We start from the raw sequence: 26,561 nt of genomic DNA on the forward strand, positions 1-26,561 counted from the left end.
TTCCTCCAACCAGCATGATTCAACCACAAAAGCTGGTGGTTTGGTAGCTTGGGCAAGTATACCACATTCTCCCTAATTTACACACCAGACTCCGAACGAAACAAGGTACTGATCGATCCACCCGAGATAATAATATGAATGGCCTGTCCTAATAAAGGAGCAATCGGAATCGTTTTATACTTGTCACTGTTTGGCGTAAAGGGGATACTATCTGTCACCACTACTTCGTGAATCCCTGGATGGTTAAGGCGTTCCAAGGCATTTGCAGAAAAGAGTGGGTGCGTGGCACAAATGTAGGCGGGATTGGCTCCCTTTTCCATAAGGCCCTCTACTACACTCACAATCGTCCCCCCTGTATCGATAATATCTTCAATAATGATCGGGGTGTACCCTTGGACGTCTCCGATAATATGGGTAATCTTAGCTGAGTTATGGGAAGGTCGCTTCTTCAACATGATGGCGAACGGTGCATCTAGATAAGTAGCTAGCTTCTCAGCCATTTTCGCCCGTCCTGCATCTGGAGAAACGACAACTGGATTTTTGATATCTTTTTCTTTTAGGTATTCCGTAATGTAGTCTAACGCGGTTAAATGATCCACAGGGATATTAAAAAAGCCTTGGATAGCAGGTGCATGTAAATCGACTGTTACAACGCGATCCACCCCTACTGTTTTAAAGATATCAGCGACCATTTTCGCAGTAATCGGTTCACGAGGTGCATCTTTTTTCTCTTGACGGGCATAAGGATAATAGGGAACAACTGCTGTCACACTTTTCGCAGATGCTCGATGTGCAGCATCTGCCATGATCAAAAGCTCCATTAGGTTTTCATGAACAGGAGCACCCATTGTCTGGATGAGGAACACATGACAATTACGAACTCCTTCTTCATAATGAACATAAATTTCCCCGCTTTTAAAACGGTTAATTCGAACCTCTCCCAGCGGTATCCCCAAATATGTACAAATGTTTTGTGCTAGTGTAGGATTAGAGGAACCAGTAAAGATTTTCACATTCTTCATATGGACAAGCAGCCCCTTTGGATGAGATCAGTCATTATGAGTTGATTACCCCCATTATAAACTAGAACGGTTCCAGATTAAAAATAGGTGATGAAAAATGTTAAAACAAATCGAGCGTATGAAGCCGTCCCTCTTTGGACTATTTACGAATCCGATCAGAGAATTTCGTTTGATTCGGGAGCAACCTCGTTTCGTTCTCTCTCTTCTCTTGCTCAGTTTCATCGTGTCGATAACATTCTATTATGTGGGAGAAACGATCGGTTCAAGCCCTGAAGCCATTGCCAATATTGAGAGACTCCAAGGACAAGCATTTCCTCCCGAAATAAAAGCCCAGGCGAATGTGTTCATGGGACTCTCTTACGGTTTCGCAGGATTCATGATTCCGTGGGTTACGTGTTTGCTAAACTCCCTTGTCCTTTTCCTACTTGTGAAGGCTTATCAAGGAAAAGCAACCTTTAAACAACTCTATGCTTTTTCCGCCCATTTGTATCTCTTAACCACGCTATCACTGATCGCTGACTTTTTAGTTAATCGACTGGCTGGACATCCTCTTGGTGCCCCTGTTACCAGCTTGGGTGTATTGTTTCCAGACCTCTCTGGAGGATTGCTATCTTCCTTACTAAGCTATCTCTCGCTATTTACCATTTGGTATGCAATCTGGCTCATCTCAGGCTTACAAGAGATCACTGGATTATCCAAACAACATTCTCAGATCGTCGCGATCCTGTTTCTGGTCATCGGATTCTTTGGACTTACCAATGTGACGATTTTTTATCCAGATATCGCAACGATGCTCATTCGTTAAAATAAATAAAGGTAGATCCAATCTCTCGGTTGGATCTACCTTTATTTTGACAAGCTACTTCTCTTGTCCATTGCCTCGATATACAACTTGTGTCAAAAACTGATTCAATAGCTGTGTTCCATAAGCACCACTTTTTTCAGGATGAAACTGCATCCCGACTAAATTTCCTCTCGACACTATAGCAGGAATGGACTCCTGATAGTTTGTATAACCGACTACATCATCTTCATTTTCCGCATCTACTAAGTATGAATGGGAAAAGTAAACCTTATTTTCTTCAAGGCCTTTGTAGAGACGATGTGGATGTCTAAACTTTAGCCAATTCCATCCCTTGTGAATCACACCATCCCCTTCTAATTTCTGTACATGACCCGGTAACAGATTCAAGCCTTGGTGGTAGCCTCCCTCATCACTACTTGTAAAGAAGAGTTGCATTCCTAAATTGATCCCCAAAATAGGCTTCCCTGAAAAAAACTCTTCCTTCACTACATGGTCCAATCCTGAGCTAGCTAAACCTGCCATTCCCTCACCAAACGTGCCGTCACCCGTTAGAATGATTCCCGTTGCCATTCGAACATCTGAGGCCTCTGTCGCGACTACATACGAACCCCCTAAATCATCCAACACTTTTAATAGGCCCTCTACATTATTTACACCGTAATCCAAGACAGCGATCATATCATCAAACTCCTCTCGTAACCGAACTCGATCTAGTCTCTTACATTTTCTTTCATCCAAAGAGCCATTTTATCGAGCATTTTTCGTCTATAAGAAAAGGATAATCGTTGTTCGATATCCATATCAGCCAACACTTGATTTCCACCATCAGGCACAAAAAGGGGATCGTAAGGGAATCCTACATTGGTCAGCGAATCGGTAGTAGGGATTCCTTCGACAATGGTTCCTTTTGTCATACCGGAAAATATTTTCTTCTGACCATGCGAATACAACGCAATCGCTCCTTCAAATCGAGCGCTGCGATCTTCCCCCGCTAATAACTTCTCAATCCCGTGGTATCCGATCCGTTGAAAGACCCGCTTCGCTAAGACCCCAGGGAATAAAGGATATGCTTGAAAAAATATACCCGCATCATCTACCATCACTCGTTGCAACTCAGGGTGAACTTGCAACACTTGCTCTAACTTTTGCATGGCAATCTCTTGCACAGTTCCTTCATCTGGCTCTATATAATTCACTTCTAGGCCCAAAACTTGATATCCTATCGGCTCTAGGACTTGCCTTGCTTCGTTTAACTTAGATTCGTTCATAGTAGCAAAATAGATCTTCATATTCTTCGACTCCTGATGAAATTTCGTCTCGAAAGAAAAAAGCAGGCGTTTTTTCTTGCAAAATCATGTACAATGAGGATAACCAACGCACAAATGACCGAAAGCCTCTTGTGACCAATTATGCACGAGAGGCTTTTGTATGACGTAAGGAGAGGATAACCAAATGTACCCAATCATGAAAAAAGTCTTATTTCGCATGGATCCTGAGGTAGCACATGAATGGACCGTTCGATCCTTACAAACCCTTCAACGAATGTCTTACCTAGCTAAAACCATCCAACAAAAATGGGAAGTAAAACATCCTTCACTATCCTCCCAAGTAGTTGGGGTATCATTTCCAAATCCAGTGGGGCTAGCCGCAGGTTTTGATAAACACGCCAACGTGTATCCTGCTTTGGCCCACTTGGGTTTTGGCTTTGTAGAAGTAGGCACTCTCACCCCGCGTCCTCAATCTGGAAACGATCGCCCCCGTTTGTTCCGTTTACCTGAAGACCAAGCGATTATTAATCGAATGGGCTTCAATAACCATGGGGTAGAAGATGCGGTTCGTTCTTTTCAGACGCTCTCACGTCCTACCATCCCGATCGGAATCAATCTCGGGAAAAACAAAAACACTCCCAATGAACAGGCTAGTCAGGACTATATCATTGGGCTTCAAACGCTCTATCTATATGGGGACTACTTCGTAATCAATATCAGTTCCCCTAATACACAGGGTTTACGAGATCTACAAGAGGCAAACGCACTTAAGAAATTGCTAACGGATATCTTGCAGACAAGAGATCACTGCATTCAATCGCATCAAGTGAAAAAGCCGATTTTCCTCAAGATCGCCCCTGATCTAACAGAGGAACAACTTACCGAAATCATAGAGATTGTTTTACATACAAACATCGACGGAATGATCGCAACCAACACTACCTTATCGCGAGAAGGGCTTCAGAATCAAGTATCCAGCCATGAAACAGGCGGATTAAGCGGACGCCCACTGACCAGTCGTTCTACTGAGTGGATCTCACAAATATACCGCATCACTCAAGGTAAGCTACCGATCATCGGCGTCGGCGGAATCTTTACCGCTGAAGATGCTTATGCCAAAATCCGCGCAGGTGCTAGTCTCGTTCAAATTTACACAGGCATGATTTACCAAGGGCCTGCTGTGGTGAAGCAGATTAATCAAGGGCTCGTACAGTTGCTAGAAAGAGATGGCTTTCCATCGGTAGAAGATGCGGTTGGAGTGGATGTTTCTATTTAGAGACATCCACTTTTTTTATCTCCCTCATCGGATTCCCCACTACAAACGTATAGGCTGGCACATCCTTACTTACCACTGTCCCCGCCCCCACGACTGCCCCATCACCGATCGTCACTCCAGGTAAAATCGTTACATTGGCACCGATCATCACGTTATCTCCAATATGTACCTCGCCCAACCGATACTCATCAATCAAATATTCATGTGTGAGAATCGTCGTATGATAGCCGATAATGGAGTTTCTCCCGATATAAATCATTTCTGGATAGAATAAATCCATCATCACTAAGAATGCTACAGCCGTCTGATCTCCTACTTTCATCCCCACTAGACGGTAAAGTCCATTCTTGATGCTCAAAAACGGCATATACCGAGCGATTAAAATCACAATCGTTTGGCGAAATACTTTCCAGAAGGAGATGGTATCGTATTGTTGCCATAAAGAATTACTACCTGTCACTGGATATCTCTTCGTATTTCTCACTCTAGCTAAACCCCTTATAGAAAATCCCTCTCCCGTGTAGAGAGAGGGTTCTCGTTAACCTTCTATCGCTTGTTCTTGTTCTTGATCTCGGTACGATTCTTTCGCAGTACCTTTTACGCGACGCCAGATGATCATTAAGATAGCCCCAAGCATCAACAGCAAGCTGATGAGCTGTGCAACACGAATGTTACCAGAATCCATAGCCCCTGCTTTAAACACTACTTTCATCGGGGACCAGAGCGCATTTAAAATACCCTCCAACCAGCCCGGCCCTGTAAAGGTTAAACTGTCCGTACGTAGCCCTTCGATAAAGAAGCGGCCTAACGAATACCAAGCAAAGTATGTAAAGAAAATTTCACCACGTTTTGGATTCCAACGACGCATGAGGAGAAGAAGAACCAAGCCAGCTAGATTCCAAAGGGATTCGTATAAAAAAGTAGGGTGATAATAAGTTCCATTTATCTGCATTTGATCGATGATGAAAGTAGGAAGGTGCAAATGCTCTAAGAAAGCTCTACCTACCTCACCGCCATGGGCTTCCTGATTTAAAAAGTTCCCCCATCGCCCGATCGTTTGTCCTAAAATAATACTCGGCGCAATAATATCTGCTACCTTTAGAAATGCTACATTTTTACGTTTCACATACCAGTATCCAACTATAATTGCTCCAATCAAACCACCGTGAATGGCTAAACCACCATTCCAAATCGCAATGATTTCACTTGGATGATCTTTATAATAACTCCATTCAAATAAAACATAATACAAGCGAGCTCCAATAATCGCCGCAGGAATGACCCAAAATACCAAATCAATGAGATCATCCTCTTTTACACCACGGCGCTTCCCTTCTCGAACAGCAAGCAACAATCCTAATAGCACAGCAGTCCCCATAATAATTCCATACCAATGGATTTTTAGAGGGCCGAGTTCCAATGCAACTGGATTGATTGCCGCCAAATATGAAGATAGCATGAATCCATATTCCTCCTAACCGAATCACGAACGTTATATTTCATAACCCTATTTTACCTGAAAACCCTTGGATATTATATGGTTTTCATCAACGGCTTCTCTATCAATCATAATCATCACCATCTGGATCTTGATCATCGATTGTTTCCCCTAGTTTTTGGACAAACTGCTGGGCGGCATCATATCCCATTTGCCTTAATCTCATATTCATCGCTGCTACTTCAATAATCACCGCTAAGTTTCGCCCAGGACGAACTGGCACAGTCAGAAGGGGTACATTGGTATCGATGATTTTCATTCGTTCCTCATCTAATCCCAGACGATCATACTGCCGATTTGCTTGCCATGTCTCTAGCTGGATGACAAAAGAGAGACGTTTTTTATTCCGTACCGCACCAGCACCAAACAGAGTCATAACGTTAATGATCCCTAGACCGCGAATTTCAAGAAGATGACGGATCAGTTCCGGTGCACTCCCGATCAGCATATTTTCTTCAGCCTGTTTGATCTCCACTGCATCATCCGCAACCAGCCGATGACCCCTCTTTACCAACTCTAGGGCTGTCTCACTTTTCCCAATCCCACTATCCCCCATTATGAGGACTCCCTCACCATATATATCAACTAAAACTCCATGAACCGTCGTGGTCGGAGCTAATACTTTTTCCAGATAGTTGGTTACTTTACTAGAGAAACGAGTCGTTGCAAGCCCCGTTCGCAGAAGCGGAACCCGGTGGCGTTTGGCAATCTGAATTAACTCTTCCGGTATCTCTATATTTCTCGTTATACAAATACAAGGAAGAAAGGGATGACAAAAACGTTCAAGCCGTTGCTTCCTAACATCAGGTGGGAGGCTTTCAATGAAGGTTAACTCCGTCTTCCCTAAAATCTGCAAACGTTCAATCGGATGATAGGTAAAAAAGCCAGATAGCTCTAGCCCAGGGCGATACAAGTCACTTACTGTAATATTTCGATCCAATTGTTCCTCACCACAAACAATTTCCAACTGGAAATGTTGCTGTAAATTACGGACGGACACCGTTTTCAACATTGAAATGAGTCCTTTCTGCGTAGCAAACGACCGATCCATTGATCAGTCGCCAGCTATTTTCATTTATACAACCGCTTCTTCGGTTTCTTTATCGAAAATATAAACTTGATCCATCTTCACTGATAGTGTCAACTGAGAACCCAAACGATATTCAGACGGCGACTTCACACGAGCTGTCATGCCACCCCGGCCCACACCTTTCAGGTAAAGGGTCATCTCGGAGCCTGTATGTTCCATCATCTCAATCTCTGCCTTAAAGGTGTTCGGTCGGCTTGGTGACTCCGGTTCATCCTGAAGCGCCTCGGGACGAAATCCTAAGATGATGCTTTTTCCAATGTATCCTTTTTCTCGAAGGCTACTTGCCTTTTCAGCTGGGATTTTCCATCTCGCACCTTCTGCTATGAAGAAGAGTAAACCATCCTCTTCGGAAAGAATTCCATCTAGTACATTCATCGTTGGGGAACCCATAAATCGTGCTACAAATAGGTTAGCAGGATGGTGATATAGTTCGTTTGGTATAGCAACTTGTTGAATGACCCCATCCTTCATCACCACAACGCGATCACCCATCGTCATCGCCTCTGTTTGATCGTGAGTCACATAGATCGTCGTGGTTCCTAATCGTTGATGTAACTTTCGAATTTCTGTTCGCATATGTACTCGTAGCGTTGCATCCAGATTAGAAAGAGGCTCGTCCAGCAAAAACAGCTCTGGCTCACGTACCATAGCACGACCAAGAGCCACCCGTTGATGCTGCCCGCCTGAGAGTGTCTTCGGCCTCTGATCTAGATAAGATTCCATATCTAACATCTGCGCCGCATGACGCACTCGCTGATCGATCTCTTTTTCATCCATTTTCTTCATTTTTAAACCAAATGCTATATTTTCATACACCGTCATATGTGGATAGAGGGCATGGTTTTGAAACACCATTGCGATATTACGGTCTTTAGGCTCTACATGATTCATGGTGCGATCATCAATGGATACAGTTCCATCCGAAATCTCTTCTAATCCAGCTATCATACGAAGAGTCGTCGACTTCCCACAGCCAGATGGACCTACTATTACGAGAAACTCCTTATCATGAATCTCGAGATGAAAATCTTGAATCGTTGGTTTATTATCTGAAGGATATTGTTTATAAATATGTTCAAGAACTACCTTGGCCATGTGGTCCGCAAACCCCTTTTCGCTTTTGTAGTACGCTTCTATTCTACTCTACCTTGACCATAAAAAAAATAACGCAGATGAGCACCTAACGGGCAACATCTGCTTTTCGACGGAGGATGAACTGCATAAGCTTCACCATCATCGCATCATCAAAAACACGTAAATCATAGCCAATCTCTTCGCGAATCTTTTCTAGGCGATAAAGTAACGTATTTCGATGAATATATAATTTACGAGCCGTCTCACTCACATTTAGATCTTCTTCCAGAAAGCACTGGATCGTCTTCATCATCTCTCCATCACTCCATAAAGGAGTTGTCGGGATCACAGCGCAAACTTGGTCTAGTTGATGCACTTGAAGACTATGAATGAGTTCATATAAAAAAGTGTTCCATGTCGTGACAATGGCTTGATCCGGATCGATCTTATATGACATTTTCTCTGCTCTTTTCATTCGATCCATCTCTTCAAACAGCGCTTCAGACGATACTACCTTTTCACCCACAATGATTCGTGCTTCTCCGCCTAACTCAGTTCGCACCCTTTCTAAAAAACCTCGCGCCTTTGAAAGCAACTCATTCCGCTGCGCCGTACGATCCCTCTGATCCAATTCACGATCTGGCTGCATCACAAGCCACTGTTCATAAGCAACTTCTACGAGAAGTAAATCTAGATCTACAAAATAGCTTTGTAGAAACTTCTCCCAATCCACTTCCATCTGCTCTCCGTGGATAGGTGCATCTACTTGAACATAGAACAAACACCATTTCTCTATTTTCTTAAAGAAATCGTGAGAAAGAGAGTTCCGAACTCCTTGTTGCCAAAACAGGACGACGCTATCTGAGTTAGAACAAGTTTGGGTTAATTCTTGAGATTTAGTCATTTATTATATAGAGAGCGTCTCATGTTTCTGCTAGATACACTCGCTCTCTCTCCCCTTCCTCTCACATTCCACTATCAAAATAGCCTACCATTTTTCAACACCATTCTCATATCTATTCACTCATACCAATACCGCAAAACATATGGGAAATCCTGCTACATTATCCTATCATCTTGCAATAAAAAATCGCAGTCTATTACAGACCCTATCTTAACTTTTTATCATATTAATATGAACAAAATGTGAAATTACCAAAACCACATCAAATCAGGACACAAAAACCAAGTTTATTTCGATATAGAGTATGAAAGAAATAATTATTTCTAGTTAATAGGAGATGACCATTCATGGTACGTATGACGAAACCGTTCGCAGTACTTGCGACACTAGCACTTTCCGTAACCGCTTTCCAAGGCGTTGTAGCGGCTCACGATGAAACAAAACCAACTACTAACCCAACCGCTACTACTGAGCAAAAACCGGCTGATAAAAAAGTAGAAGGTAACGCTGATACTAAAGTCGAGGATAAAAAAATAGAAAGCAAAATCGATGCTAAAGTTGAAGATAAAAAAGCAACTGAAGGCAAAACAACTACTCCTGCCGCTGAAAAAGGCAAGGTAGCTGATAAAAAAGAAGTAAAGAAAGTGGAAATCGGGGTAACTGAAACCGGATCAGTTCTAAAAGCGGAACTTAAGGGCACTAAAGAAGCAAAAGGTACCTGGAAGTTCTTTATTGGCAATAAAGAGGTCTTCTCTACACAAGGTGGAGCTTCTTTTGAATTTGACTTCTCAAATCCAGACCTCGCAAAGAAATTCATTGAAGCGAGTGCTGAAGCGAGTGCTGGATATGCTGTAATCCAATTTGAAGGAACTTCTAATGGAACTCCTATCAAAGGACAAGTTAGAAATGATTTGGCTAATGAACTTACTACAACAGCAACAGTAAAAAATAGTACTCTCACTGTGACTGGTAAACTCAATGGCGCTAAAAAAGCAAAAGGTACTTGGGTTGCTATAGTAAATACCAATATTCAGTTCTTTAAAAACGGAGAGCCTAATGAAACCATTGTTGATCACGAAATGATTGAAAACGGTGGCCTCTCAAGTAAATTTGCCTTCAAAGATCTAAAACCTGGTACTTACTTTGTACTTGTAGCTTTTGAAGGTACTGTTGACGGCAAAGATACAGATACTTATGACGTTATGAAAGTTGTAGTAAAAAAAGCAGGTAAAGCTGATTCGGGTAAGGATTCTGTAGAAGTTACTCCAGTTAAAAAGCCTGTTACAAAAGAAGCGACCAAGCAAGAAACGAAAAAAGCCATTGAAGATGCAAAAGGTGGTAAGTTACCAAAAACCTCTACTAGCTACCCAATCGCGACTGTTGCGGGTGCAGCTGTTCTGATGGTGGGAGCAGGTCTCTTCTTCGTAGCTCGTCGTCGCAAACAAAAACAACAATAATCTTTTTTAAGTAGAAAGCATACCTAACGTGGGTATGCTTTTTTATTTGAATGTGAATAAACAATGAATTCTATTTAAATTAATTGATTTTAGACACTAAAAAATAAGATGATTTCGATATATATTGTGTAAGCCTATTATTTGAAAGTACATAGGAGATGACCATTCATGAAACGTATGACAAAACCATTCGCAGTACTTGCGACACTAGCCCTTTCTGTAACTGCTTTTCAAGGCGTTGTAGCAGCGAACGAAACAAAGCCTGCTAATCCAACTGCTCCGGTCTCCACCGAGCAAAAGCCAGTCGATAAAAAAGTGGAAGGCACAATGGACTCTAAAGTCACAGACAACAAAAAGGATGGGAAAGCTACCAACACAACTCCTCCTCCAGCTAATGAAAAAAATAACAAACCAGCTAAAAACAAAGCACAAAAAGAAGTAGAAATCGACCTTACAGATACAGAAAAGGGTATCAAAGCTCAATTGAAAGGGGTAAAGGAAGCAAAAGGGACTTGGACATTGCTTGTTGGTGGTCAAGTAATCATCTCTGCACAAGGTGGAGCTTCTCACGAATTCGACCTCACTGATCCGAAAGTGGAAGCAAAACTAGCGGCTATCGACGAGCTCGCATGTTTGGAAGTTCAATTTGAAGGGACGACTACCGGAACTCCTGTAAAAGGGAACGGAAAGGATGAATCACCAGCTGATATTCCGGTTATCTCTGTCAAAACAGAAGTAAAAGATAGCACTCTTACTCTCAACACAAAAATCAAAGATGCAAAAGAAGCCAAAGGTCAATGGGTTGCTGTGGTAAGCAAAACTCGTGAGTTCAACAATAACGACCTCGTTGGTCATAAAAAAGAAGAGGGCGGGGCTTCTAAAACATTTACCTTTAAAGATTTGAAGCCAGGCACTTACTTTGTACTCCTTACCTTTAAAGGTACTGTGGATGGTAAAGAGAAAGAAACATGTACCGTTGTCAAAGTGGATGTCCCTAAGGGCGGAACACCTAGTACTGGTACCGGTACTGGCACCAATCCCTCTACTCCTGTAGAGCCTAAACCAGTTAGTAAGCCTGTTACAAAAGAACAAGCGAAAAAAGCGGTTGAAAAGGCAGAAGGTGGCCAGCTACCAAAAACGGCTACCAGCTATCCAATCGCTACCGTGGCGGGTGCGGCTATTCTAATGATAGGTGCAGGACTCTTCTTCGTAGCTCGTCGTCGTAAGCAAAAACAACAGTAGTACTTGATAAAAAAGCATGCCTAAGTCAGGTGTGCTTTTTCTTTCACTAGACAATCGATATAAAAATACATAACATAGAAAAAAACCACATAGAAAATGAGGGAGTGGTCATAATTCGAATATTATCTTGGTTATTAATCATAGCAGGAACTGTCGTTTTGGGATGGAACGCATATAATTGGTGGAGTGAAAGTGCTTCTTCCGTGCCCTATGAAGAGGCTACCATGAGCAAGATTGATAAAAAAGGAGACGATACTTCTCCACAACCAGCTCTTGCGAAAGGAATTCCATCCGATCTCAAACATAATAGGGGAGATATGATCGCTACTCTAAGCATTCACCGTTTAAAAAAGAATCTTGAAGTTGTGTATGGTGCAGACGCCGATTCACTTGAAAAAGGCGTGGGGAGCTATATAGAAGATAACGATCCTCAGACTAAAGATAAGACTGTAAAACCAGGTGAAACCGGACATGTTGTTCTATCTGGTCATCGTGATACCAAGTTCAAAGGGATGGGCGAACTAAAAGTCGGAGACCGATTAATTATTGACTACAACAATCACTACTTTATCTATCAGGTACGAAAGACGTGGGTAACACCCAAAGAAGACCGAAAGGTTATCGTCACAAAAGATAAACCAATCCTTACCTTAGTTACTTGTTATCCATTTAATATGCTAGGCAGTGCACCTAAACGATATATTATCGAATCTGAGTTAATCGAGATTCAAAATAAATAACAAAAGAGATTTCCTGCACTCCGTTGATATGCTCCCTAAAAGGTAGACAGTTGAAATAATAAAAACTGTTACCGAAGGGGAGTTTTTTCATGAGAAAAGGAATCCTTTTTTATAATATGGGACGCATTTATGTAATAAATTGGTCCATTAATGTGAACAAAATGTGAAATTAACTAAAATGACTCATTTTATGACACAAAAAAAGAAAAGTGTTTCGATATAAACTATGTAGAACTCATTTTATACATAATTCTTAGGAGATGACCATTCATGGCACGTATGACGAAACCGTTCGCAGTACTTGCGACACTAGCCCTTTCTGTTACCGCTTTTCAAGGCGTTGTAGCAGCAGAAGAAACAAAACCAGCCCCTACCACCCCACCTACTGAGCAAAAAACAACAGCTCCTGAAACCAAAGTAGAAGTGAAAGTGGAAGATAAAAAAGGTACAGAAGCTGATAAAAAAGCGGAAGTTAAACCAGAAGACAAAAAAGCAACCGAAACTGGTAATAAAACAGATGAAAAAACAGGTGACAAAGCGGACGGCAAAACAGATGGGAAGACGGATGGTAAAACAGGTGAAACACCTAATACCAATCCTTCAACACCTGGAACAAATAAACCAGCTGATAAAAAAGAAGACGAAGAAGAAGCTAAAGGACCTTACCTATATGCAGAAGCTTCATTGAAAAATGGGACTCTTACCATAACCGCTACCATTAAAAATGCAAAACATATTAAAGGTCTTTGGTATGCAGACGGATTCAAATCAGGTACAGAAAAGCGCGTATTTACAGATGAAATACAGAGTAAAAATGGTTTCTCTCAAACCTTTACCTTTAAAAATGTAAAGCCTGGTGTCTATAATTTGAATGTAGGCTTTATCGGAACAGTTGACGAGTTCCAGGCAGATGAAAGAAACTCCGTTCTACTAGAAATCGATACGAGAAAAGGCGGAGCTACAAAGCCAGCTAAGAAAGAAACTGCTGTTAAAAAAGCACCAGCCAAGAAAGAAGCTACTACAGAAAAAACCACCACTGATAAAAAAGAAACCCAAAAAGCAAAAGCTACAACAGATAGCAAAGGTGGTAACCTACCAAAAACCGCTACTAGCTACCCAATCGCTACCGCTGCGGGCGCGGCTGTCTTGATGGCAGGAGCAGGTCTATTCTTCATAGCACGTCGTCGTAAGCAAAACCAATCATAATATGAGATATGAAAGCATGCCTATACTAGGTGTGCTTTTTCTTACACTCGACACGTAAAGAAAAATGAATTAAACCGGCATTTTCTTATATCAAACCAAAGAATTCCGGTTTTAATAAAGTTGTCATTCTTTATTGAACGAACTGTGAAAGGAGCTAAAATGGCTCATTTTGAGACACAAAAAAAGAGAGTCCATCCGATATTAAATATGAGTAACGAAAAAACAAACGATTAATAACTAACTGGAGATGACTATTCATGAAACGTATGACGAAACCATTCGCAGTACTTGCGACACTAGCACTTTCTGTTACTGCTTTTCAAGGCGTTGTAGCAGCCGCTGAACCTCAAGTTAATCCTACACCGACTACCTCTACTACAGAGCAAAAAGCAACTCCTGAAACCAAGATTGATACAAAAGTAAACGACAAAACCAGTGAAAAAATGGACAGTAAAACAACTGACAAAAAAGAGAACCAAAATGACGGTAAAACCGCTGACAAAAAGGATGAACCAAAAGGGGATAAAGCGGATGGGAAGACAGGTGGACAACCTAACACCAACCCTCCAGCCGCTGGAACAAATAAGCCAGCTGACAAGAACGAAACAGTCAAAGAGCCGAAATTCCAAACATCCGCTGTAGTGAAAAATGGCACTCTTACTGTAACTGAAACCATTAAAAATGCAAAACATGCTAAAGGAGATTGGTACGTAATCGTATCAAAAGACTCTGAGCCAGATTGGAGCAAAGCAACACACAAGACTTCGAAAATGAACCGCAGTGGACTTACCCAGACATTCACATTTAAAAATGTAAAGCCGGGTCATTACAATGTGTTTGTTGGCTTCGTTGGAACGGTTGATGGTATAACCGGAGAAGGCTACTCTGAAGTGGCAATTGAAGTGAAAGGCGGAGCTGTCAAACAAGTTAAGAAGCAAACTAAGACACAAACTAAAAAACAAGCTACTGTAAAAAAATCTACAACTAAAACAAAAGTAAAAAGCACCACTACTAAAAAAGCAACGACTAAAGCTCCTACCAACGAAAAAACAACAAAACCAACTGTAAACGGCCAAGGGGGTAAATTACCGAAAACCGCGACTAGCTATCCAATCGCTACCGTCGCGGGGGCGGCTGTTCTAATGGCGGGGGCGGGTCTCTTCCTCGTAGCGCGTCGTCGTAAGCAAAATCAATCTTAGTCACAAAACAAAACAGGAGTCCTCGCTCAAAGCGGGAGTCCTGTTTTGTTTTCAATCTAATATAAGGCCAATGACCCAAGAAGTTACACTGATAATCAACGATGCTATTACAGCAGAGATAAAGTTTTGAATCTCAAATCCATCAACTAAAAATGCAGTTACGTATAACATCCCTACATTAATTAGTAAGGTAAACAAACCTAATGTTAAGATTTGAATTGGTAACGATAAAAATGAGATAATGGGACGAATGAAGATATTAGCCAGTCCCAAAACAATCGCTACCACTAATGCCGTTCCAGCTCCGCTGACGCTAATACCAGGCACATAGTGGGCGATGAGAAAGATCACAACGGCATTTAACACAAGCCTGAAAATCCAAGTCATAATACATACCCCATTTCATAGTGCTTGTATAGTTTTAAGGAAAAAGCAGACTCTATATAGAAGTACACTTCTTCTTTTTCCTACTTTTATGTTACTCTCTAATAATAAATGTTTCCATACATGAAATCGATTATGAGGTGAACGATTATGCAATTAGGAATGATTGGTCTTGGTAAGATGGGTTACAACTTAGTACGAAATATGTTAAGTCATCGTCATGAAGTAGTTGCTTACGATGTATCGCCAGAGCCTGCAAAGGAGTTAGCAAACTATGGTGCAGTCCCTGCTACTACGATTGAAGAACTCGTAAGCAAACTACACAAACCACGCACCGTTTGGATGATGGTTCCTGCTGGTAAGATCGTGGATCAAGTGATTGATCAAGTAATTCCTCATCTAGAACCAGGTGATATCGTCATCGATGGTGGTAACTCTCACTACAAAGACACCTTAGCACGGGGAGAACGGCTTCAAGCAAAAGGGATTCACTACATGGATGCAGGTACCTCCGGGGGCACCTCTGGCGCTCTAGAGGGCGGCTGTTTCATGATTGGAGGCTCTCCAGAAGCATGGGATCATGTAAAAGACATGTTCCACGATTTATCGGTTGAGAAAGGGTACTTATATACCGGAAAAGTAGGTAGCGGTCACTTCCTCAAAATGATACATAACGGAATTGAGTACGGCATGATGCAAGCCATTGCAGAAGGCTTTGAAATCCTAGACAAAAGCCAATTTGATTATAACTTTGAAGAAGTATCACGAGTATGGGCCAATGGTTCCGTCATACGTGGATGGCTGATGGATCTCATGGAAAACGCCTTCTCCAAAGATCCAAAACTAGACCAAATTCGCGGCGTAATGAACGCTTCCGGTGAAGGGCAATGGACAGTGGAAACCGCCCTTGACCTAAAAGCAAACGCCCCTGTCATTGCCCTATCCATGTTCATGCGCTTTCGCTCCCTTGAAGACGATACCTTCCACGGAAAAGTAGTCGCCGCCCTTCGCAACGAATTCGGTGGTCACGCAGTAGTCCGCAAGGAATAGATACATCAAAAATACTAACACCCCTATGATTAATCTCGATCATAGGGGTGTTTTCTATGAGAAGGCCTGATTACAGGTAAGGAACATTCTAGGGACAATGTATCTGTCCCGTATTCTCATGACAACGCAACCGCAGTCTCATCTTGCGTAGCCCGCTCATTCTTCTCTTGCTCCATCCGCTCTCGATCACGCCGCAATATTGGCTCTAGATACTGTCCAGTATAAGAACCCTTCACCTTCACTACTTCCTCAGGAGTCCCTTTCGCGATGATCTTACCACCACCGCTCCCCCCTTCTGGACCTAGATCAATAATATAATCGGCTGTTTTAATCACATCCAGATTATGCTCAATCACAAGCACGGAATCCCCATTTTGGCAGAGCCGTTGTAGCACAACCAGCAAGCGAGCAATATCATCGATATGAAGACCCGTTGTAGGCTCATCTAAAATATACAAGGTTCGTCCGGTACTCCGTTTATATAACTCAGAAGCTAACTTCACCCGCTGTGCTTCCCCACCCGATAAAGTAGTAGCTGGCTGGCCAAGCTTCATATAACCTAAGCCCACATCAAACAACGTTTGTAACTTCCTCTTGATACGAGGAATATTTTCAAAGAAAGTAAGCGCATCTTCAATCGTCATATCGAGGACGTCCGATACATTTTTCCCTTTATACTTGATCTCCAGCGTATCGCGATTATAACGCTTCCCTTTACACTCTTCACACGGAACATAGACATCGGGTAGGAAATGCATCTCAATTTTAATAATCCCGTCCCCACGACAAGCTTCACAACGTCCACCTTTTACGTTAAAACTAAAGCGTCCCTTCTGGTAGCCACGTACTTTGGCCTCTTGTGTAGCCGCAAATACATCCCTCACATCATCAAACACGCCTGTGTACGTAGCCGGATTGCTTCGTGGAGTACGACCAATAGGCGATTGGTCAATATTAATCACTTTATCCAGCTGTTTTAAACCCTTGATTTCTTTATACTGACCCGGAACCACCCTAGAACGATGTAGTTCGCGTGACAACGATTTCAGCAAGATCTCATTTATTAAGGTACTTTTTCCAGAGCCTGAAACCCCTGTGACAGCAGTAAACACACCAAGTGGAATTTTCACAGAGACATTACGCAAATTATTTTCACTTGCTCCTTTTATCTCTAACCACTTATCGCCCGTTTCTCTACGCTCCTCAGGTAAGGGGATAAACTTACGACCACTTAAATAAGCTCCTGTCAATGATTCAGGATTCTCCATCACTTCCTGGGGAGTCCCCTCGGCCGTTACGACGCCCCCATGGACTCCTGCACCTGGTCCAATATCGAGGATGTAATCAGCGGCTAGCATCGTATCTTCATCGTGTTCTACCACGATCAGCGTATTACCTAAGTCGCGCATCCTTTTTAAAGTCTCGATCAAACGGGTATTATCCCGTTGATGCAGTCCAATACTAGGCTCATCGAGAATATAGAGGACTCCCATCAAACTGGAACCGATCTGTGTAGCTAACCGGATTCGTTGTGCCTCTCCACCTGATAGAGTCCCGGCCGCACGATTTAAGGTTAAGTAATTTAATCCTACATTGACCAAGAAGCCAAGGCGATCCTTGATTTCTTTCATTACTTGACGGGCAATCTGCGTATCTTTCTCTGATAATTGCAGTTGATCAAAGAACTCCCACGCATCAGCGATCGACAAAGCGCCTACATAATGAATATTTTCTCCGCCAACGGTTACATGGAGGATTTCTTGACGAAGCCGCGCACCTTTACAGGTTGGACAAGGTTTCGTTGTCATATAAGACTCTAACTGTTCTCGAACCATTTCGGAGGATGTCTCTCGATAGCGGCGTTGCATATTCGTGATGACACCTTCGAAACGAGCGTCCATTTCCCGGGACATGCCCATCTCATTTTGATAGAGGAAGCGGAATTTCTCTTTTGATCCATATAAGATTAGATCTTGATGCTTTTTACTCAATTTCTCAAAAGCAATATCCATATTGATACCAAATGCCTCACAGGCTGCTGTTAACAACTTCTCGTAATAAGAATTCGGAGAGGAGTACCAAGGTTCAATAGCCCCTTCGCTCAGGGACAAGGAACGATCTGGAATCATGAGGTCTGGATCAATCTCCATTCGATTCCCCAATCCATCACAGGTAGTACAAGCCCCAAAAGGACTGTTAAAAGAAAACATTCTAGGCGATAACTCGTCCATACTAAATCCACAGGTAGGACAAGCCAGATTCTGACTAAACATTAATTCCTCGCCATCGATCACATCAATGAGTACTTCCCCATCTGATAATTGAAGCGCAGTCTCAATGGAATCTGTTAGCCTTGTTTCAATGCCTTCTTTGATCACAATACGATCCACAACCACTTCAATGGAGTGCTTTTTGTTTTTCTCCAGTTGAATTTCCTCGGAAATTTCCATCAGCTCTCCATTGACTCGTACCCTTACAAATCCCTGGCGCCCCACCTCTTGCAGGAGTTTGACATGCTCCCCTTTACGCCCTTTTACAATCGGCGCTAAAATTTGGATCCGTGTCCGCTCAGCTAGTTCCATAATTCGATCTACCATCATCGGTACGGTTTGGGAAGCAATTTCAATGCCGTGCTCAGGACAATGCGGATGGCCTACACGGGCAAAGAGAAGCCTTAGATAGTCGTAGATCTCCGTCACAGTCCCGACTGTAGAACGAGGGTTTCGACTGGTCGTTTTCTGGTCAATCGAGATAGCTGGCGAGAGACCTTCGATCGCCTCTACATCTGGTTTATCCATCTGCCCGAGAAATTGACGAGCATAAGCGGACAACGACTCCACATAGCGACGTTGTCCTTCTGCATAGATCGTATCAAATGCCAACGATGACTTTCCTGAACCACTTAAACCGGTTAGGACCACAAATTGATCACGTGGGATGGTAACATCGATATTTTTGAGATTATGCACCTTCGCCCCACGGATTACGATAGAATCTTGAGCCATATGCGTGTTATACTCCCTCTGCTTTTAATTCAATCAGCAAGTCACGCAATTCTGCAGCTCGTTCGAATTGCAGTTCCTTTGCTGCTTTTTTCATCTCATGCTCTGTCTGTTCAATTAGCTTCATTCGCTCTGCTTTAGATAATTTTTTAGCCGCTTTGCTGGTAGCATATGTTTCTTCACTCTCTGCTACTTTCGTCGCTTCGATCACATCACGAATCTTCTTCTGAATCGTGGTCGGCGTAACTCCATGCTTTTCGTTATAAGCCATCTGAATCGAACGGCGACGCTCTGTTTCTCGGATCGCGACATCCATCGATCGGGTCACTTTATCGGCATACATGATCACTTCACCATTTGCATTACGTGCTGCCCGGCCAATCGTCTGAATAAGAGACTTCTCTGCACGAAGGAATCCTTCTTTATCTGCATCGAGAATCGCAACTAATGAAACCTCTGGTAAATCTAAGCCTTCCCGTAATAAATTAATCCCAATCAGTACATCAAATTCACCGACGCGAAGATCCCGTAAAATTGCCATCCGTTCAATCGTCTTAATATCAGAATGAAGGTATCGCACCTTAATCCCAATCTCTTTTAGATAGTCCGTTAGGTCTTCTGACATCTTCTTGGTGAGTGTCGTAACCAACACACGTTCATTTCGCTTGATTCGCTTGTGAATCTCGCCAATCAAGTGATCAATCTGTCCTTTAATCGGATGAATGTGAATCACAGGATCAAGAAGGCCTGTCGGACGAATGATCTGCTCAATCACTTCAGGAGCTTTCTCTAGTTCATATCCTCCTGGAGTAGCGGAAACGAAGATTAACTGATGAATTTTTTGCTCAAACTCTGCAAACTTCAAAGGTCGGTTATCTTTGGCCGATGGTAAACGGAAGCCATGATCCACCAATACACCTTTTCGTGCTTGGTCACCGTTGTACATGGCATTAATTTGTGGAATGCTAACATGAGACTCGTCCGCCACAATTAAGAAATCATCTGGAAAAAAGTCGATCAACGTATACGGCGCTTCCCCCGGTTGATTCCCTATCAAATGACGTGAGTAGTTCTCAATCCCCGAACAAAAACCAATCTCTCTCATCATCTCAATATCGTAACGGGTGCGTTGTTCCAGTCTCTGTGCTTCCAATAGTTTATTATCAGCACGAAACTCTTCCAACCGTACCTCCAACTCTTCTTGAATCGTTCCAATCGCTCGTTCCATTACTTCCGCACTAGTTACATAGTGAGACGCCGGGAAAATCGCTACATGCTCACGGTCTCCTATGATTTCTCCTGTAATCACATCAATTTCACGAATACGCTCAATCTCATCGCCAAAAAACTCGACACGGACTGCTTGTTCACTCTTCGAAACAGGGAAAATCTCAATCACATCGCCCCGCACACGAAAGCTTCCCCGTGTAAAATTGATATCATTTCGCTCGTATTGGATATCCACGAGCTTGCGTAAAATCTCGTTGCGCTCCCGCTCCATCCCCACTCGGAGCGATAACACTAAATCCCCGTACTCCTTAGGAGACCCCAAACCATAAATACAGGAAACACTTGCCACGATAATCACATCTTGGCGCTCAAATAAAGCACTCGTAGCAGAGTGGCGTAATTTATCTATCTCGTCATTAATCGAAGAATCCTTTTCGATAAATGTATCCGTCGAAGGAACATATGCTTCAGGTTGATAATAATCGTAATAACTTACAAAGTACTCGACAGCATTATGAGGAAAAAACTCTTTTAGCTCCCCACATAACTGAGCTGCAAGTGTCTTATTATGGGCGATTACCAATGTCGGTTTGTTCACACGAGCAATGGTCTGGGCAATCGTAAACGTCTTCCCCGTCCCAGTTGCTCCTAACAGCGTTTGAAACTTTTTGCCAGATCGAATTCCTTCTGTCAACTGTTCAATCGCACGAGGCTGATCCCCTTGCGGCTGAAACTCTGACACAAGTTGGAACACATTCTCTTGCATGGTAGTCACCTCAATTTCCAAATCTCGTAAAAAATATTATATCATAATTTATATCAATACGAACATAAGTTCTTTTAATTCTTTACCATCATTCTCTAATCTAATCCATTTCATACCGTTAGAAGTAAAAAACGCTAGGAGCACACAACTCCTAACGTACGTGATAGAAAGACCTTACGTTCCCGTACTCATTTGCTCTTCCACTTCATGGCTAACCGTTTCTTGTCCCCTCTTAGAAATCGCTGGAATAGCTCCAATCATACCTAGATGCTTCGGCGTATCTTCATAAATCGCAGTATGCAAAATTTGATGATCATTTCGCTCATCTAGTAATTCAAACTTACTATACGCAGAAGTCGCCAGTGCACTTTCCATATCATCCATCGTATTCACGCGGATTCCGTTTACCTTTTGAATCGTATAGCCAGGGCGGATTCCCATCTCCGCAGCAGGGGTCTCTGGTACGACAGCGAGTACCTTCACTCCCCGTTCATCTGATACGAATACAGGCTCTTTTCGTTTCTCTCTATATTTTTCACTTAAATAGATCCATTCATGACCCACCAACGTTAGAACGGATGCGATCCAGATAAAAGGTTGCCATTGCAAAGAGATCCAGCTACTTACAAATAACAAGGTAGCAAGCATTAAAACATATGTAGACGTTAACCGTTGCTGACGGGCTAACGATTTTGTGCAATTATTACTGGCAAAGCTGAGTGGGATCGGTAATGGTAACCAACCACTTGAAGTTTGAACCATGGAAAAGATAGTCCATACACGACTTAAGAGATATCCACTTACAGCTTGTCCATGATTCTGTTTGAGTTCGATGGGAATCATACCTCGATTTCCCTCTAAACGAATAAGGGCCCACTCTATTAGTTGTGCACTTGCTACAATCATGATCCAATCTAAGACTGCAAAAGTCCGAATCGGCTCTAACCATGACTCATATTCAGCCGTCAAATGAAACTCCGGATTCGCCGCGAGGATAAGACTTACCACCGACAACAGGCCAACTGCATAAGACAAGCCTGCAAAACGGAAACGGAACAACGAAACAGCGAAACAGACAGCCCATACATACACAATCTGCTGGACTGTAATATCAAAAGAAAATGTCATCCAAGCAAGGGAAGCTACAAAGCCCCAGCCAATCCCGACGAAGCAAGTTCGCAATAACAAACGGATTGGGGATTCAATCGTTCTTCCATATAAACGATATTCACGCCACGCAAGAGAGAAAACTTGAATGAATGGTAACAAAAAGGCAACGAACCACCACGGCTGTTCCCACATCTGAACCCAAACTAACCCGACATCGCCAATTGATTTCAAAACATCTATTCCGTATTGTAACCAGACCGACCAATCCATGAGACTTCGCCCCCCAACCTCAAAAAAATTACCCCCAAAAAATATAGCTAAGGGGGTAATTTCGACGGGATTTCCATAAAATCCTTTTTATGACATCATCACTTCATATTCTTTTTTACAGTTTGAACGGCAACTTGTAATTGAGCATCTTGCTTCGGATCTTGTAAATGCTCACGGAACTTATTCAGAAGCTTCTCTGCTGTATTTTTATCAACCACACCTGAAGCAGATAAACCATTCGCCTTTTGGAATGCTGTAACAGAGGTTTCGGTTTTGCCATCAAAGTAGCCATCTGTTCTTCCTGGCGCAAAGCCAAGGGCATCCAGCATCCATTGTGCATTTTTCACTTGGAGATCATTGGAATCCTTTTTCCATGGTGTATCCGCATTAATCGGACCTGCCGCTGTATACGCAGGAGGCTTTACTTCAACATCTGGTTTAATTCCTTTTGTTCCTCCATGCTGATCCACCCAGTTGCCATTCGGTGTAAGCCATTTGGCAACCGTGATTTTAAGATTACTAGCATCTGCCAAATCAATCGCTGTCTGTACGGTTCCTTTGCCAAAAGTGGTTTCCCCGACTAACGGAACCCCTGCACTCTCTTTTAAGGCGCCTGCTAAGATCTCAGAAGCACTTGCGCTTCCTTTATTGATCAACATCGCAATCGGGTATGGCTTCCCTTCTGATACTTTGGAAGTAAATTTCTTTTTGGGTCCATCTTTTGCTTCCACTTGAAAGATCGGCTTCTTACTAGGAACGAGTTGTTCTGCCATCTGCTGAACAGCTGGAAGGAGCCCCCCTGGATTTTGGCGTACATCAATGATAAGCCCTTTCATGCCATCTTTCTCCAAGCTAGCAATACTCTTTAGAAACTCAGCTGCTGTGTCCTTCGAGAACTGGGTAACTTGAACATACCCAACTTGGTCAGGTAACATCTTCCCATGTACCGTGATCAATGGGATCTCATCACGAACCACACTTATTTTTTGAACAGTTGATACACCTGGACGAAGGATTTCTACGTTTACCTTCGAGCCTTTTGGACCTCGTATTTTGGCTACTGCCTCTTTCACACTGAGGCCCTCCATACTCATCTCATTTACACGTAAAATCTGATCATCCGGTCGAATCCCTGCACGCTCGGCAGGAGATCCCTTAATAGGCGACACAACGGTTAAACGACCATTTTTAATCGTAACCTCTGCTCCAATTCCGGAAAAAGAGGAATCCAAGTCTTGTAGAAACTCTTTTGCCTCTGTTTGGTTCATATAATCGGAGTAAGGATCGCCTAAAGCTTGAACCATTCCTTTCAAAGCTCCATCAATCAACTTATCATCCGCTACATCACGCACATACCGTTCTTTAATGATGCGATATGCTTCATCCATTTTCGCCTGATAGGGGGTACTATTTTTCCCGCTGGTCTGGACAAGGGATTCCTTCCCCCACGGGGTCATCATCACCGCTGATGTAACAACGCCACCTATTAGCATCGACCCAGCCATTAAAAGTGCGACTGTCTTTTTTCTAAACTCCACGTTCACTTCACCCTCATTCATCTGCGTTGCCGCTAAACTTGTCTCATAAAATATATGTTATCAGAAATCAAATCAGAACGTAATTGATATAGTTGAATTAAGCTAGACATATCAATTAGTTCAGCACCAAAGCACGAAAAATTTAGTTAATTGAAAATGGAATACAAACATGTTGTTAGGGAAGAAAACGAGAAACGGGCTTCTTCAGATGAGTCGGCTACAGTAGCTGACAATCCTACCATGACATATGGTTTATCCAATGTTTTAGAAGGGATAAAAGCACTCCGATACAACTCTAGCGCAGGGAGCAGATAGTCCGGAGCAAAATGGCTGGCAAACGCAAAGGGAAGACCAAGCCTTCCTGCCAACTGGGCAGTAAAGCCACCGGATCCTAGAAGCCAGATCGGAACATCCAGACCTTCTCCGGGATTAGCCCGAACCTTATTAACACCTATTTCTTCGGGATGAAAATAAGCATGTAACTCGTTTACCATCTCTGGGAAATCCTCACCGCTTCTCTCAGAGATTCCTCTGATTGCACGATTAGTAAGTATATCGCTTCCCGAAGCTCCTTCCCAAGCCCAAGTCAATACGGCCCGGAAATAGCGATTCTAGCGTTCCAAACTGTTCAGCAATAATTAATGGAGAATGGTTAGGTAGCATAATCCCTCCCGATCCTACACGTATTTTTTGCGTTCCGGCAGCTATATGGCCAATCAAGACTGAGGTGGCCGAACTGGCAATCCCGGGCATGTTATGATGCTCAGCAAACCAATATCGATGATAGCCTAGCTGTTCGGCATGACGAGCGAGTTCCAATGAATGTCGAAATGAATCCCTTGGAGTCCCACCTTTTAAAACAGGGGAAAGATCCAATACCGAAATTTTAGGACTAAGTGTATTCATCTTAATAACCTCCTATATCGTTTATATTATAGATTGAACGGTCCGAAAAGAGTAAATCATATATGAAGCATTCGAAATGCTCCTTAATTAGTCTAAAGTGGATTGGATGACGGCTACTATATCATCCCATACTTGCGGATTTGAAGTTATTTTGACCGCTTCAGTCAGGGCCATCTAAGTTCGCCTCCTTCTTGAGCTATCTTACCATTTACAGACCATTCAGGTTATATAGAAAAACGACTGTTACATATAAATGTAATAGCCGTTTTTTCTAGTTCTTATTGGAGAGGCGGCAACCACGAGCGTGGATTCACAGCACCTTCCTTATTTACATTGCCTACTCTTACTTCGAAATGCAGATGAGGGCCTGTTCCAACACCGTTATTCCCCACTGAGGAAATACGCTCGCCTCTCTTAACAGGGTCCCCAATCAGCTTCGTGATAACTTGCTGAGAAAAACTATGAGCATATGCACTATAGATCGCTTTTCCATCTTTATGGCCATGATAGATTACAATCAGCCAACCGTATCCACTAGAAGGCTTACTAGCCACCACAACTCCATCTGCCACTGCATTTACTGCCGCTCCATAGGAGGCATCTAAATCCAAACCATCATGCCTACTCCGTTTCTTCGTAACCGGATGGATTCGCACTCCAAATTCAGAATTCACCTTCGTACAATCACACGGCAAACTCATCGGACCTGTAAAAGGGAAGTTTAACTTGCCACTCTTTAATAAGTCTTGATTAATATCAATGATCTCATCTTCATAATGCTCTAATTCTTGATCGTATCCATCTACTTTCGTTTGACTAGCCTTCTGTTTCTCACGCAATTGATTTTGGGCCAGAGCAATCTTCTTCATTTTTTCCCCTAATTCATTTTGAATCCCTGAAAGCTTTTTTCTCTGTTGGTCCACTTGATCTGTTGCTTTTTTGTAGTGTTGAAAGTCTTCCACCATAAAGCCCATCACTGATTTTAATAGGTCAAATTGTTCTGCGAACTCGTTAAACCCATCCGATTGCAATAGATTCGCTAATGGACTATCTAAATATCCTTCTTCATATAAACCTTTCGTAGCCGCTATTACTTTCTTCATAGCCGCTGCCTCTTGCTCTCTGGCTTTCAACAAATCCTTCTCGACAGCTTGATATGTCTGACCTAGCTCGTCCATCTCTTTTTGATATCCAGCAACTTCGGACTCAAGCTGAGTCATTTGTCCATTCATATCATTTAACTTGACCTGTTCTTCTTTTTTCTTATTAGTAAGGTCATCTACTTTCTTCTTCGTATCCGTTGGTGACCCTGCATAAGCTGTAACAGCTGGTATGATCGCTACCTGTAGTACAAGCACCGCGAAGAATAAACGCTTCCACATACGCATAGATGTTGGATCTCCTATCGTTTAGGTATATGAAAATGAATCTACTAAAAGTAAAAAGTTTGAACCATCTTGTTAGTGAATCTACTATTTTCGTCCAATAACAAGATGGTTCAAATTTTATATCACAAACATATCT

The 26,561-nt window shown here is 42.6% G+C and carries 22 protein-coding genes and 1 pseudogene; 8 read left to right on the top strand and 15 right to left on the bottom strand.

Annotation, left to right across the window (positions count from 1 at the left end; translation table 11 throughout):
• Positions 1–77 precede the first annotated feature (77 nt).
• Positions 78–1,022 (bottom strand): ribose-phosphate diphosphokinase, encoded by a 945-nt coding sequence (locus EDD57_RS03815; RefSeq protein WP_131848161.1) that lies wholly within the window; start codon positions 1,020–1,022, stop codon positions 78–80.
• Positions 1,023–1,119: 97 nt separating this feature from the next.
• Between EDD57_RS03815 and yknW the strand changes: the two genes are divergently transcribed.
• The gene (gene yknW, locus EDD57_RS03820) at positions 1,120–1,827 is read left to right on the top strand and encodes a YknW family membrane protein (RefSeq protein WP_131848162.1); all 708 of its coding nucleotides are present in this window, start codon (positions 1,120–1,122) and stop codon (positions 1,825–1,827) included.
• A 54-nt stretch (positions 1,828–1,881) separates the two neighbouring features.
• Here the strand turns inward: yknW and hisH are convergent, their stop codons facing one another.
• Together hisH and EDD57_RS03830 are read right to left on the bottom strand one after the other, a co-directional pair.
• On the bottom strand, positions 1,882–2,505 hold the full coding sequence (hisH, locus tag EDD57_RS03825; protein WP_131848163.1) for an imidazole glycerol phosphate synthase subunit HisH: 624 nt from the start codon (positions 2,503–2,505) through the stop codon (positions 1,882–1,884).
• Between the two features lie 32 nt (positions 2,506–2,537).
• Positions 2,538–3,116 (bottom strand): non-canonical purine NTP pyrophosphatase, encoded by a 579-nt coding sequence (locus EDD57_RS03830; protein WP_131848164.1) that lies wholly within the window; start codon positions 3,114–3,116, stop codon positions 2,538–2,540.
• Between the two features lie 163 nt (positions 3,117–3,279).
• On the opposite strand from EDD57_RS03830, the gene EDD57_RS03835 reads away from it, so the two are divergent.
• The gene (locus tag EDD57_RS03835) at positions 3,280–4,371 is read left to right on the top strand and encodes a quinone-dependent dihydroorotate dehydrogenase (RefSeq protein WP_131848165.1); all 1,092 of its coding nucleotides are present in this window, start codon (positions 3,280–3,282) and stop codon (positions 4,369–4,371) included.
• On the opposite strand, the gene EDD57_RS03840 is transcribed toward EDD57_RS03835, so the two are convergent.
• From EDD57_RS03840 to EDD57_RS03860, 5 genes are all read right to left on the bottom strand, one after another.
• Positions 4,364–4,855, bottom strand: coding sequence for an acyltransferase (locus EDD57_RS03840; RefSeq protein ID WP_131848166.1), 492 nt, complete (start codon positions 4,853–4,855; stop codon positions 4,364–4,366). The two genes, EDD57_RS03835 and EDD57_RS03840, sit on opposite strands and share 8 nt — an antisense overlap.
• Positions 4,856–4,909: 54 nt before the next feature.
• Positions 4,910–5,830: a prolipoprotein diacylglyceryl transferase gene (lgt, locus tag EDD57_RS03845; RefSeq protein ID WP_131848167.1), complete on the bottom strand. Its 921-nt coding sequence runs from the start codon at positions 5,828–5,830 to the stop codon at positions 4,910–4,912.
• 103 nt (positions 5,831–5,933) lie between these two features.
• The gene (hprK, locus tag EDD57_RS03850; RefSeq protein ID WP_131848168.1) at positions 5,934–6,881 is read right to left on the bottom strand and encodes an HPr(Ser) kinase/phosphatase; all 948 of its coding nucleotides are present in this window, start codon (positions 6,879–6,881) and stop codon (positions 5,934–5,936) included.
• Positions 6,882–6,944: 63 nt separating this feature from the next.
• Positions 6,945–8,054, bottom strand: coding sequence for an ABC transporter ATP-binding protein (locus tag EDD57_RS03855; protein ID WP_131848169.1), 1,110 nt, complete (start codon positions 8,052–8,054; stop codon positions 6,945–6,947).
• An 85-nt stretch (positions 8,055–8,139) separates the two neighbouring features.
• Complete coding sequence (locus EDD57_RS03860; protein ID WP_165873657.1) at positions 8,140–8,814, bottom strand: PucR family transcriptional regulator; 675 nt, start codon at positions 8,812–8,814, stop codon at positions 8,140–8,142.
• Positions 8,815–9,284: 470 nt separating this feature from the next.
• On the opposite strand from EDD57_RS03860, the gene EDD57_RS03865 reads away from it, so the two are divergent.
• The 5 genes from EDD57_RS03865 (at position 9,285) to EDD57_RS03885 (ending at position 14,781) form a co-directional block, all read left to right on the top strand.
• On the top strand, positions 9,285–10,394 hold the full coding sequence (locus EDD57_RS03865) for an LPXTG cell wall anchor domain-containing protein (RefSeq protein WP_131848171.1): 1,110 nt from the start codon (positions 9,285–9,287) through the stop codon (positions 10,392–10,394).
• Between the two features lie 168 nt (positions 10,395–10,562).
• Positions 10,563–11,636 (top strand): LPXTG cell wall anchor domain-containing protein, encoded by a 1,074-nt coding sequence (locus EDD57_RS03870; RefSeq protein ID WP_131848172.1) that lies wholly within the window; start codon positions 10,563–10,565, stop codon positions 11,634–11,636.
• Between the two features lie 224 nt (positions 11,637–11,860).
• The gene (locus EDD57_RS03875) at positions 11,861–12,376 is read left to right on the top strand and encodes a sortase (protein WP_131848173.1); all 516 of its coding nucleotides are present in this window, start codon (positions 11,861–11,863) and stop codon (positions 12,374–12,376) included.
• 270 nt (positions 12,377–12,646) lie between these two features.
• Positions 12,647–13,582 carry an LPXTG cell wall anchor domain-containing protein gene (locus tag EDD57_RS03880; RefSeq protein ID WP_131848174.1) on the top strand — a complete coding sequence of 312 codons (936 nt, stop codon included), beginning with the start codon at positions 12,647–12,649 and terminating at the stop codon, positions 13,580–13,582.
• A gap of 257 nt (positions 13,583–13,839) precedes the next feature.
• Positions 13,840–14,781 (top strand): LPXTG cell wall anchor domain-containing protein, encoded by a 942-nt coding sequence (locus EDD57_RS03885; protein WP_131848175.1) that lies wholly within the window; start codon positions 13,840–13,842, stop codon positions 14,779–14,781.
• Between the two features lie 51 nt (positions 14,782–14,832).
• Here EDD57_RS03885 and EDD57_RS03890 read toward each other — a convergent pair whose 3' ends face one another.
• Positions 14,833–15,168, bottom strand: a complete 336-nt coding sequence (locus EDD57_RS03890) for a phage holin family protein (RefSeq protein WP_131848176.1) — start codon at positions 15,166–15,168, stop codon at positions 14,833–14,835.
• 147 nt (positions 15,169–15,315) lie between these two features.
• On the opposite strand from EDD57_RS03890, the gene gnd reads away from it, so the two are divergent.
• The gene (gnd, locus tag EDD57_RS03895) at positions 15,316–16,215 is read left to right on the top strand and encodes a phosphogluconate dehydrogenase (NAD(+)-dependent, decarboxylating) (protein ID WP_131848177.1); all 900 of its coding nucleotides are present in this window, start codon (positions 15,316–15,318) and stop codon (positions 16,213–16,215) included.
• Positions 16,216–16,331: 116 nt separating this feature from the next.
• On the opposite strand, the gene uvrA is transcribed toward gnd, so the two are convergent.
• The 6 genes and pseudogenes from uvrA to EDD57_RS03925 all read right to left on the bottom strand — a co-directional run bounded on the left by uvrA (position 16,332) and on the right by EDD57_RS03925 (position 26,425).
• Entirely contained in the window at positions 16,332–19,220 is a 2,889-nt protein-coding gene (gene uvrA / locus EDD57_RS03900) for an excinuclease ABC subunit UvrA (protein ID WP_131848178.1), read from the bottom strand.
• A gap of 7 nt (positions 19,221–19,227) precedes the next feature.
• Entirely contained in the window at positions 19,228–21,213 is a 1,986-nt protein-coding gene (gene uvrB / locus EDD57_RS03905; protein ID WP_131848179.1) for an excinuclease ABC subunit UvrB, read from the bottom strand.
• Between the two features lie 174 nt (positions 21,214–21,387).
• Positions 21,388–22,593 (bottom strand): PDZ domain-containing protein, encoded by a 1,206-nt coding sequence (locus tag EDD57_RS03910; RefSeq protein WP_131848180.1) that lies wholly within the window; start codon positions 22,591–22,593, stop codon positions 21,388–21,390.
• Positions 22,594–22,691: 98 nt separating this feature from the next.
• Positions 22,692–24,098, bottom strand: a complete 1,407-nt coding sequence (locus EDD57_RS03915; protein WP_481170250.1) for a S41 family peptidase — start codon at positions 24,096–24,098, stop codon at positions 22,692–22,694.
• 227 nt (positions 24,099–24,325) lie between these two features.
• Positions 24,326–25,037: pseudogene (locus EDD57_RS03920) on the bottom strand (LLM class flavin-dependent oxidoreductase); the annotation flags it as partial.
• A 278-nt stretch (positions 25,038–25,315) separates the two neighbouring features.
• Positions 25,316–26,425 carry a murein hydrolase activator EnvC family protein gene (locus EDD57_RS03925; RefSeq protein WP_131848182.1) on the bottom strand — a complete coding sequence of 370 codons (1,110 nt, stop codon included), beginning with the start codon at positions 26,423–26,425 and terminating at the stop codon, positions 25,316–25,318.
• Positions 26,426–26,561 lie beyond the last annotated feature (136 nt).

Origin of the sequence: Baia soyae (genome assembly GCF_004341445.1) — a bacterium.
GTDB lineage: Bacteria > Bacillota > Bacilli > Thermoactinomycetales > Thermoactinomycetaceae > Baia > Baia soyae.

Coding starts and splice junctions, on each gene's coding strand:
- EDD57_RS03870 (WP_131848172.1), top strand. CDS start 10,563: ATGAAACGTATGACAAAACCATTCGCAGTACTTGCGACACTAGCCCTT.
- lgt (WP_131848167.1), bottom strand. CDS start 5,830: ATGCTATCTTCATATTTGGCGGCAATCAATCCAGTTGCATTGGAACTC.
- gnd (WP_131848177.1), top strand. CDS start 15,316: ATGCAATTAGGAATGATTGGTCTTGGTAAGATGGGTTACAACTTAGTA.
- uvrB (WP_131848179.1), bottom strand. CDS start 21,213: ATGCAAGAGAATGTGTTCCAACTTGTGTCAGAGTTTCAGCCGCAAGGG.
- EDD57_RS03925 (WP_131848182.1), bottom strand. CDS start 26,425: ATGCGTATGTGGAAGCGTTTATTCTTCGCGGTGCTTGTACTACAGGTA.
- EDD57_RS03875 (WP_131848173.1), top strand. CDS start 11,861: ATGAGCAAGATTGATAAAAAAGGAGACGATACTTCTCCACAACCAGCT.
- hprK (WP_131848168.1), bottom strand. CDS start 6,881: ATGTTGAAAACGGTGTCCGTCCGTAATTTACAGCAACATTTCCAGTTG.
- EDD57_RS03835 (WP_131848165.1), top strand. CDS start 3,280: ATGTACCCAATCATGAAAAAAGTCTTATTTCGCATGGATCCTGAGGTA.
- EDD57_RS03910 (WP_131848180.1), bottom strand. CDS start 22,593: ATGGATTGGTCGGTCTGGTTACAATACGGAATAGATGTTTTGAAATCA.
- hisH (WP_131848163.1), bottom strand. CDS start 2,505: ATGATCGCTGTCTTGGATTACGGTGTAAATAATGTAGAGGGCCTATTA.
- EDD57_RS03880 (WP_131848174.1), top strand. CDS start 12,647: ATGGCACGTATGACGAAACCGTTCGCAGTACTTGCGACACTAGCCCTT.
- EDD57_RS03885 (WP_131848175.1), top strand. CDS start 13,840: ATGAAACGTATGACGAAACCATTCGCAGTACTTGCGACACTAGCACTT.
- EDD57_RS03830 (WP_131848164.1), bottom strand. CDS start 3,116: ATGAAGATCTATTTTGCTACTATGAACGAATCTAAGTTAAACGAAGCA.
- uvrA (WP_131848178.1), bottom strand. CDS start 19,220: ATGGCTCAAGATTCTATCGTAATCCGTGGGGCGAAGGTGCATAATCTC.
- EDD57_RS03915 (WP_481170250.1), bottom strand. CDS start 24,098: ATGGCTGGGTCGATGCTAATAGGTGGCGTTGTTACATCAGCGGTGATG.
- EDD57_RS03890 (WP_131848176.1), bottom strand. CDS start 15,168: ATGACTTGGATTTTCAGGCTTGTGTTAAATGCCGTTGTGATCTTTCTC.
- yknW (WP_131848162.1), top strand. CDS start 1,120: ATGTTAAAACAAATCGAGCGTATGAAGCCGTCCCTCTTTGGACTATTT.
- EDD57_RS03815 (WP_131848161.1), bottom strand. CDS start 1,022: ATGAAGAATGTGAAAATCTTTACTGGTTCCTCTAATCCTACACTAGCA.
- EDD57_RS03865 (WP_131848171.1), top strand. CDS start 9,285: ATGGTACGTATGACGAAACCGTTCGCAGTACTTGCGACACTAGCACTT.
- EDD57_RS03855 (WP_131848169.1), bottom strand. CDS start 8,054: ATGGCCAAGGTAGTTCTTGAACATATTTATAAACAATATCCTTCAGAT.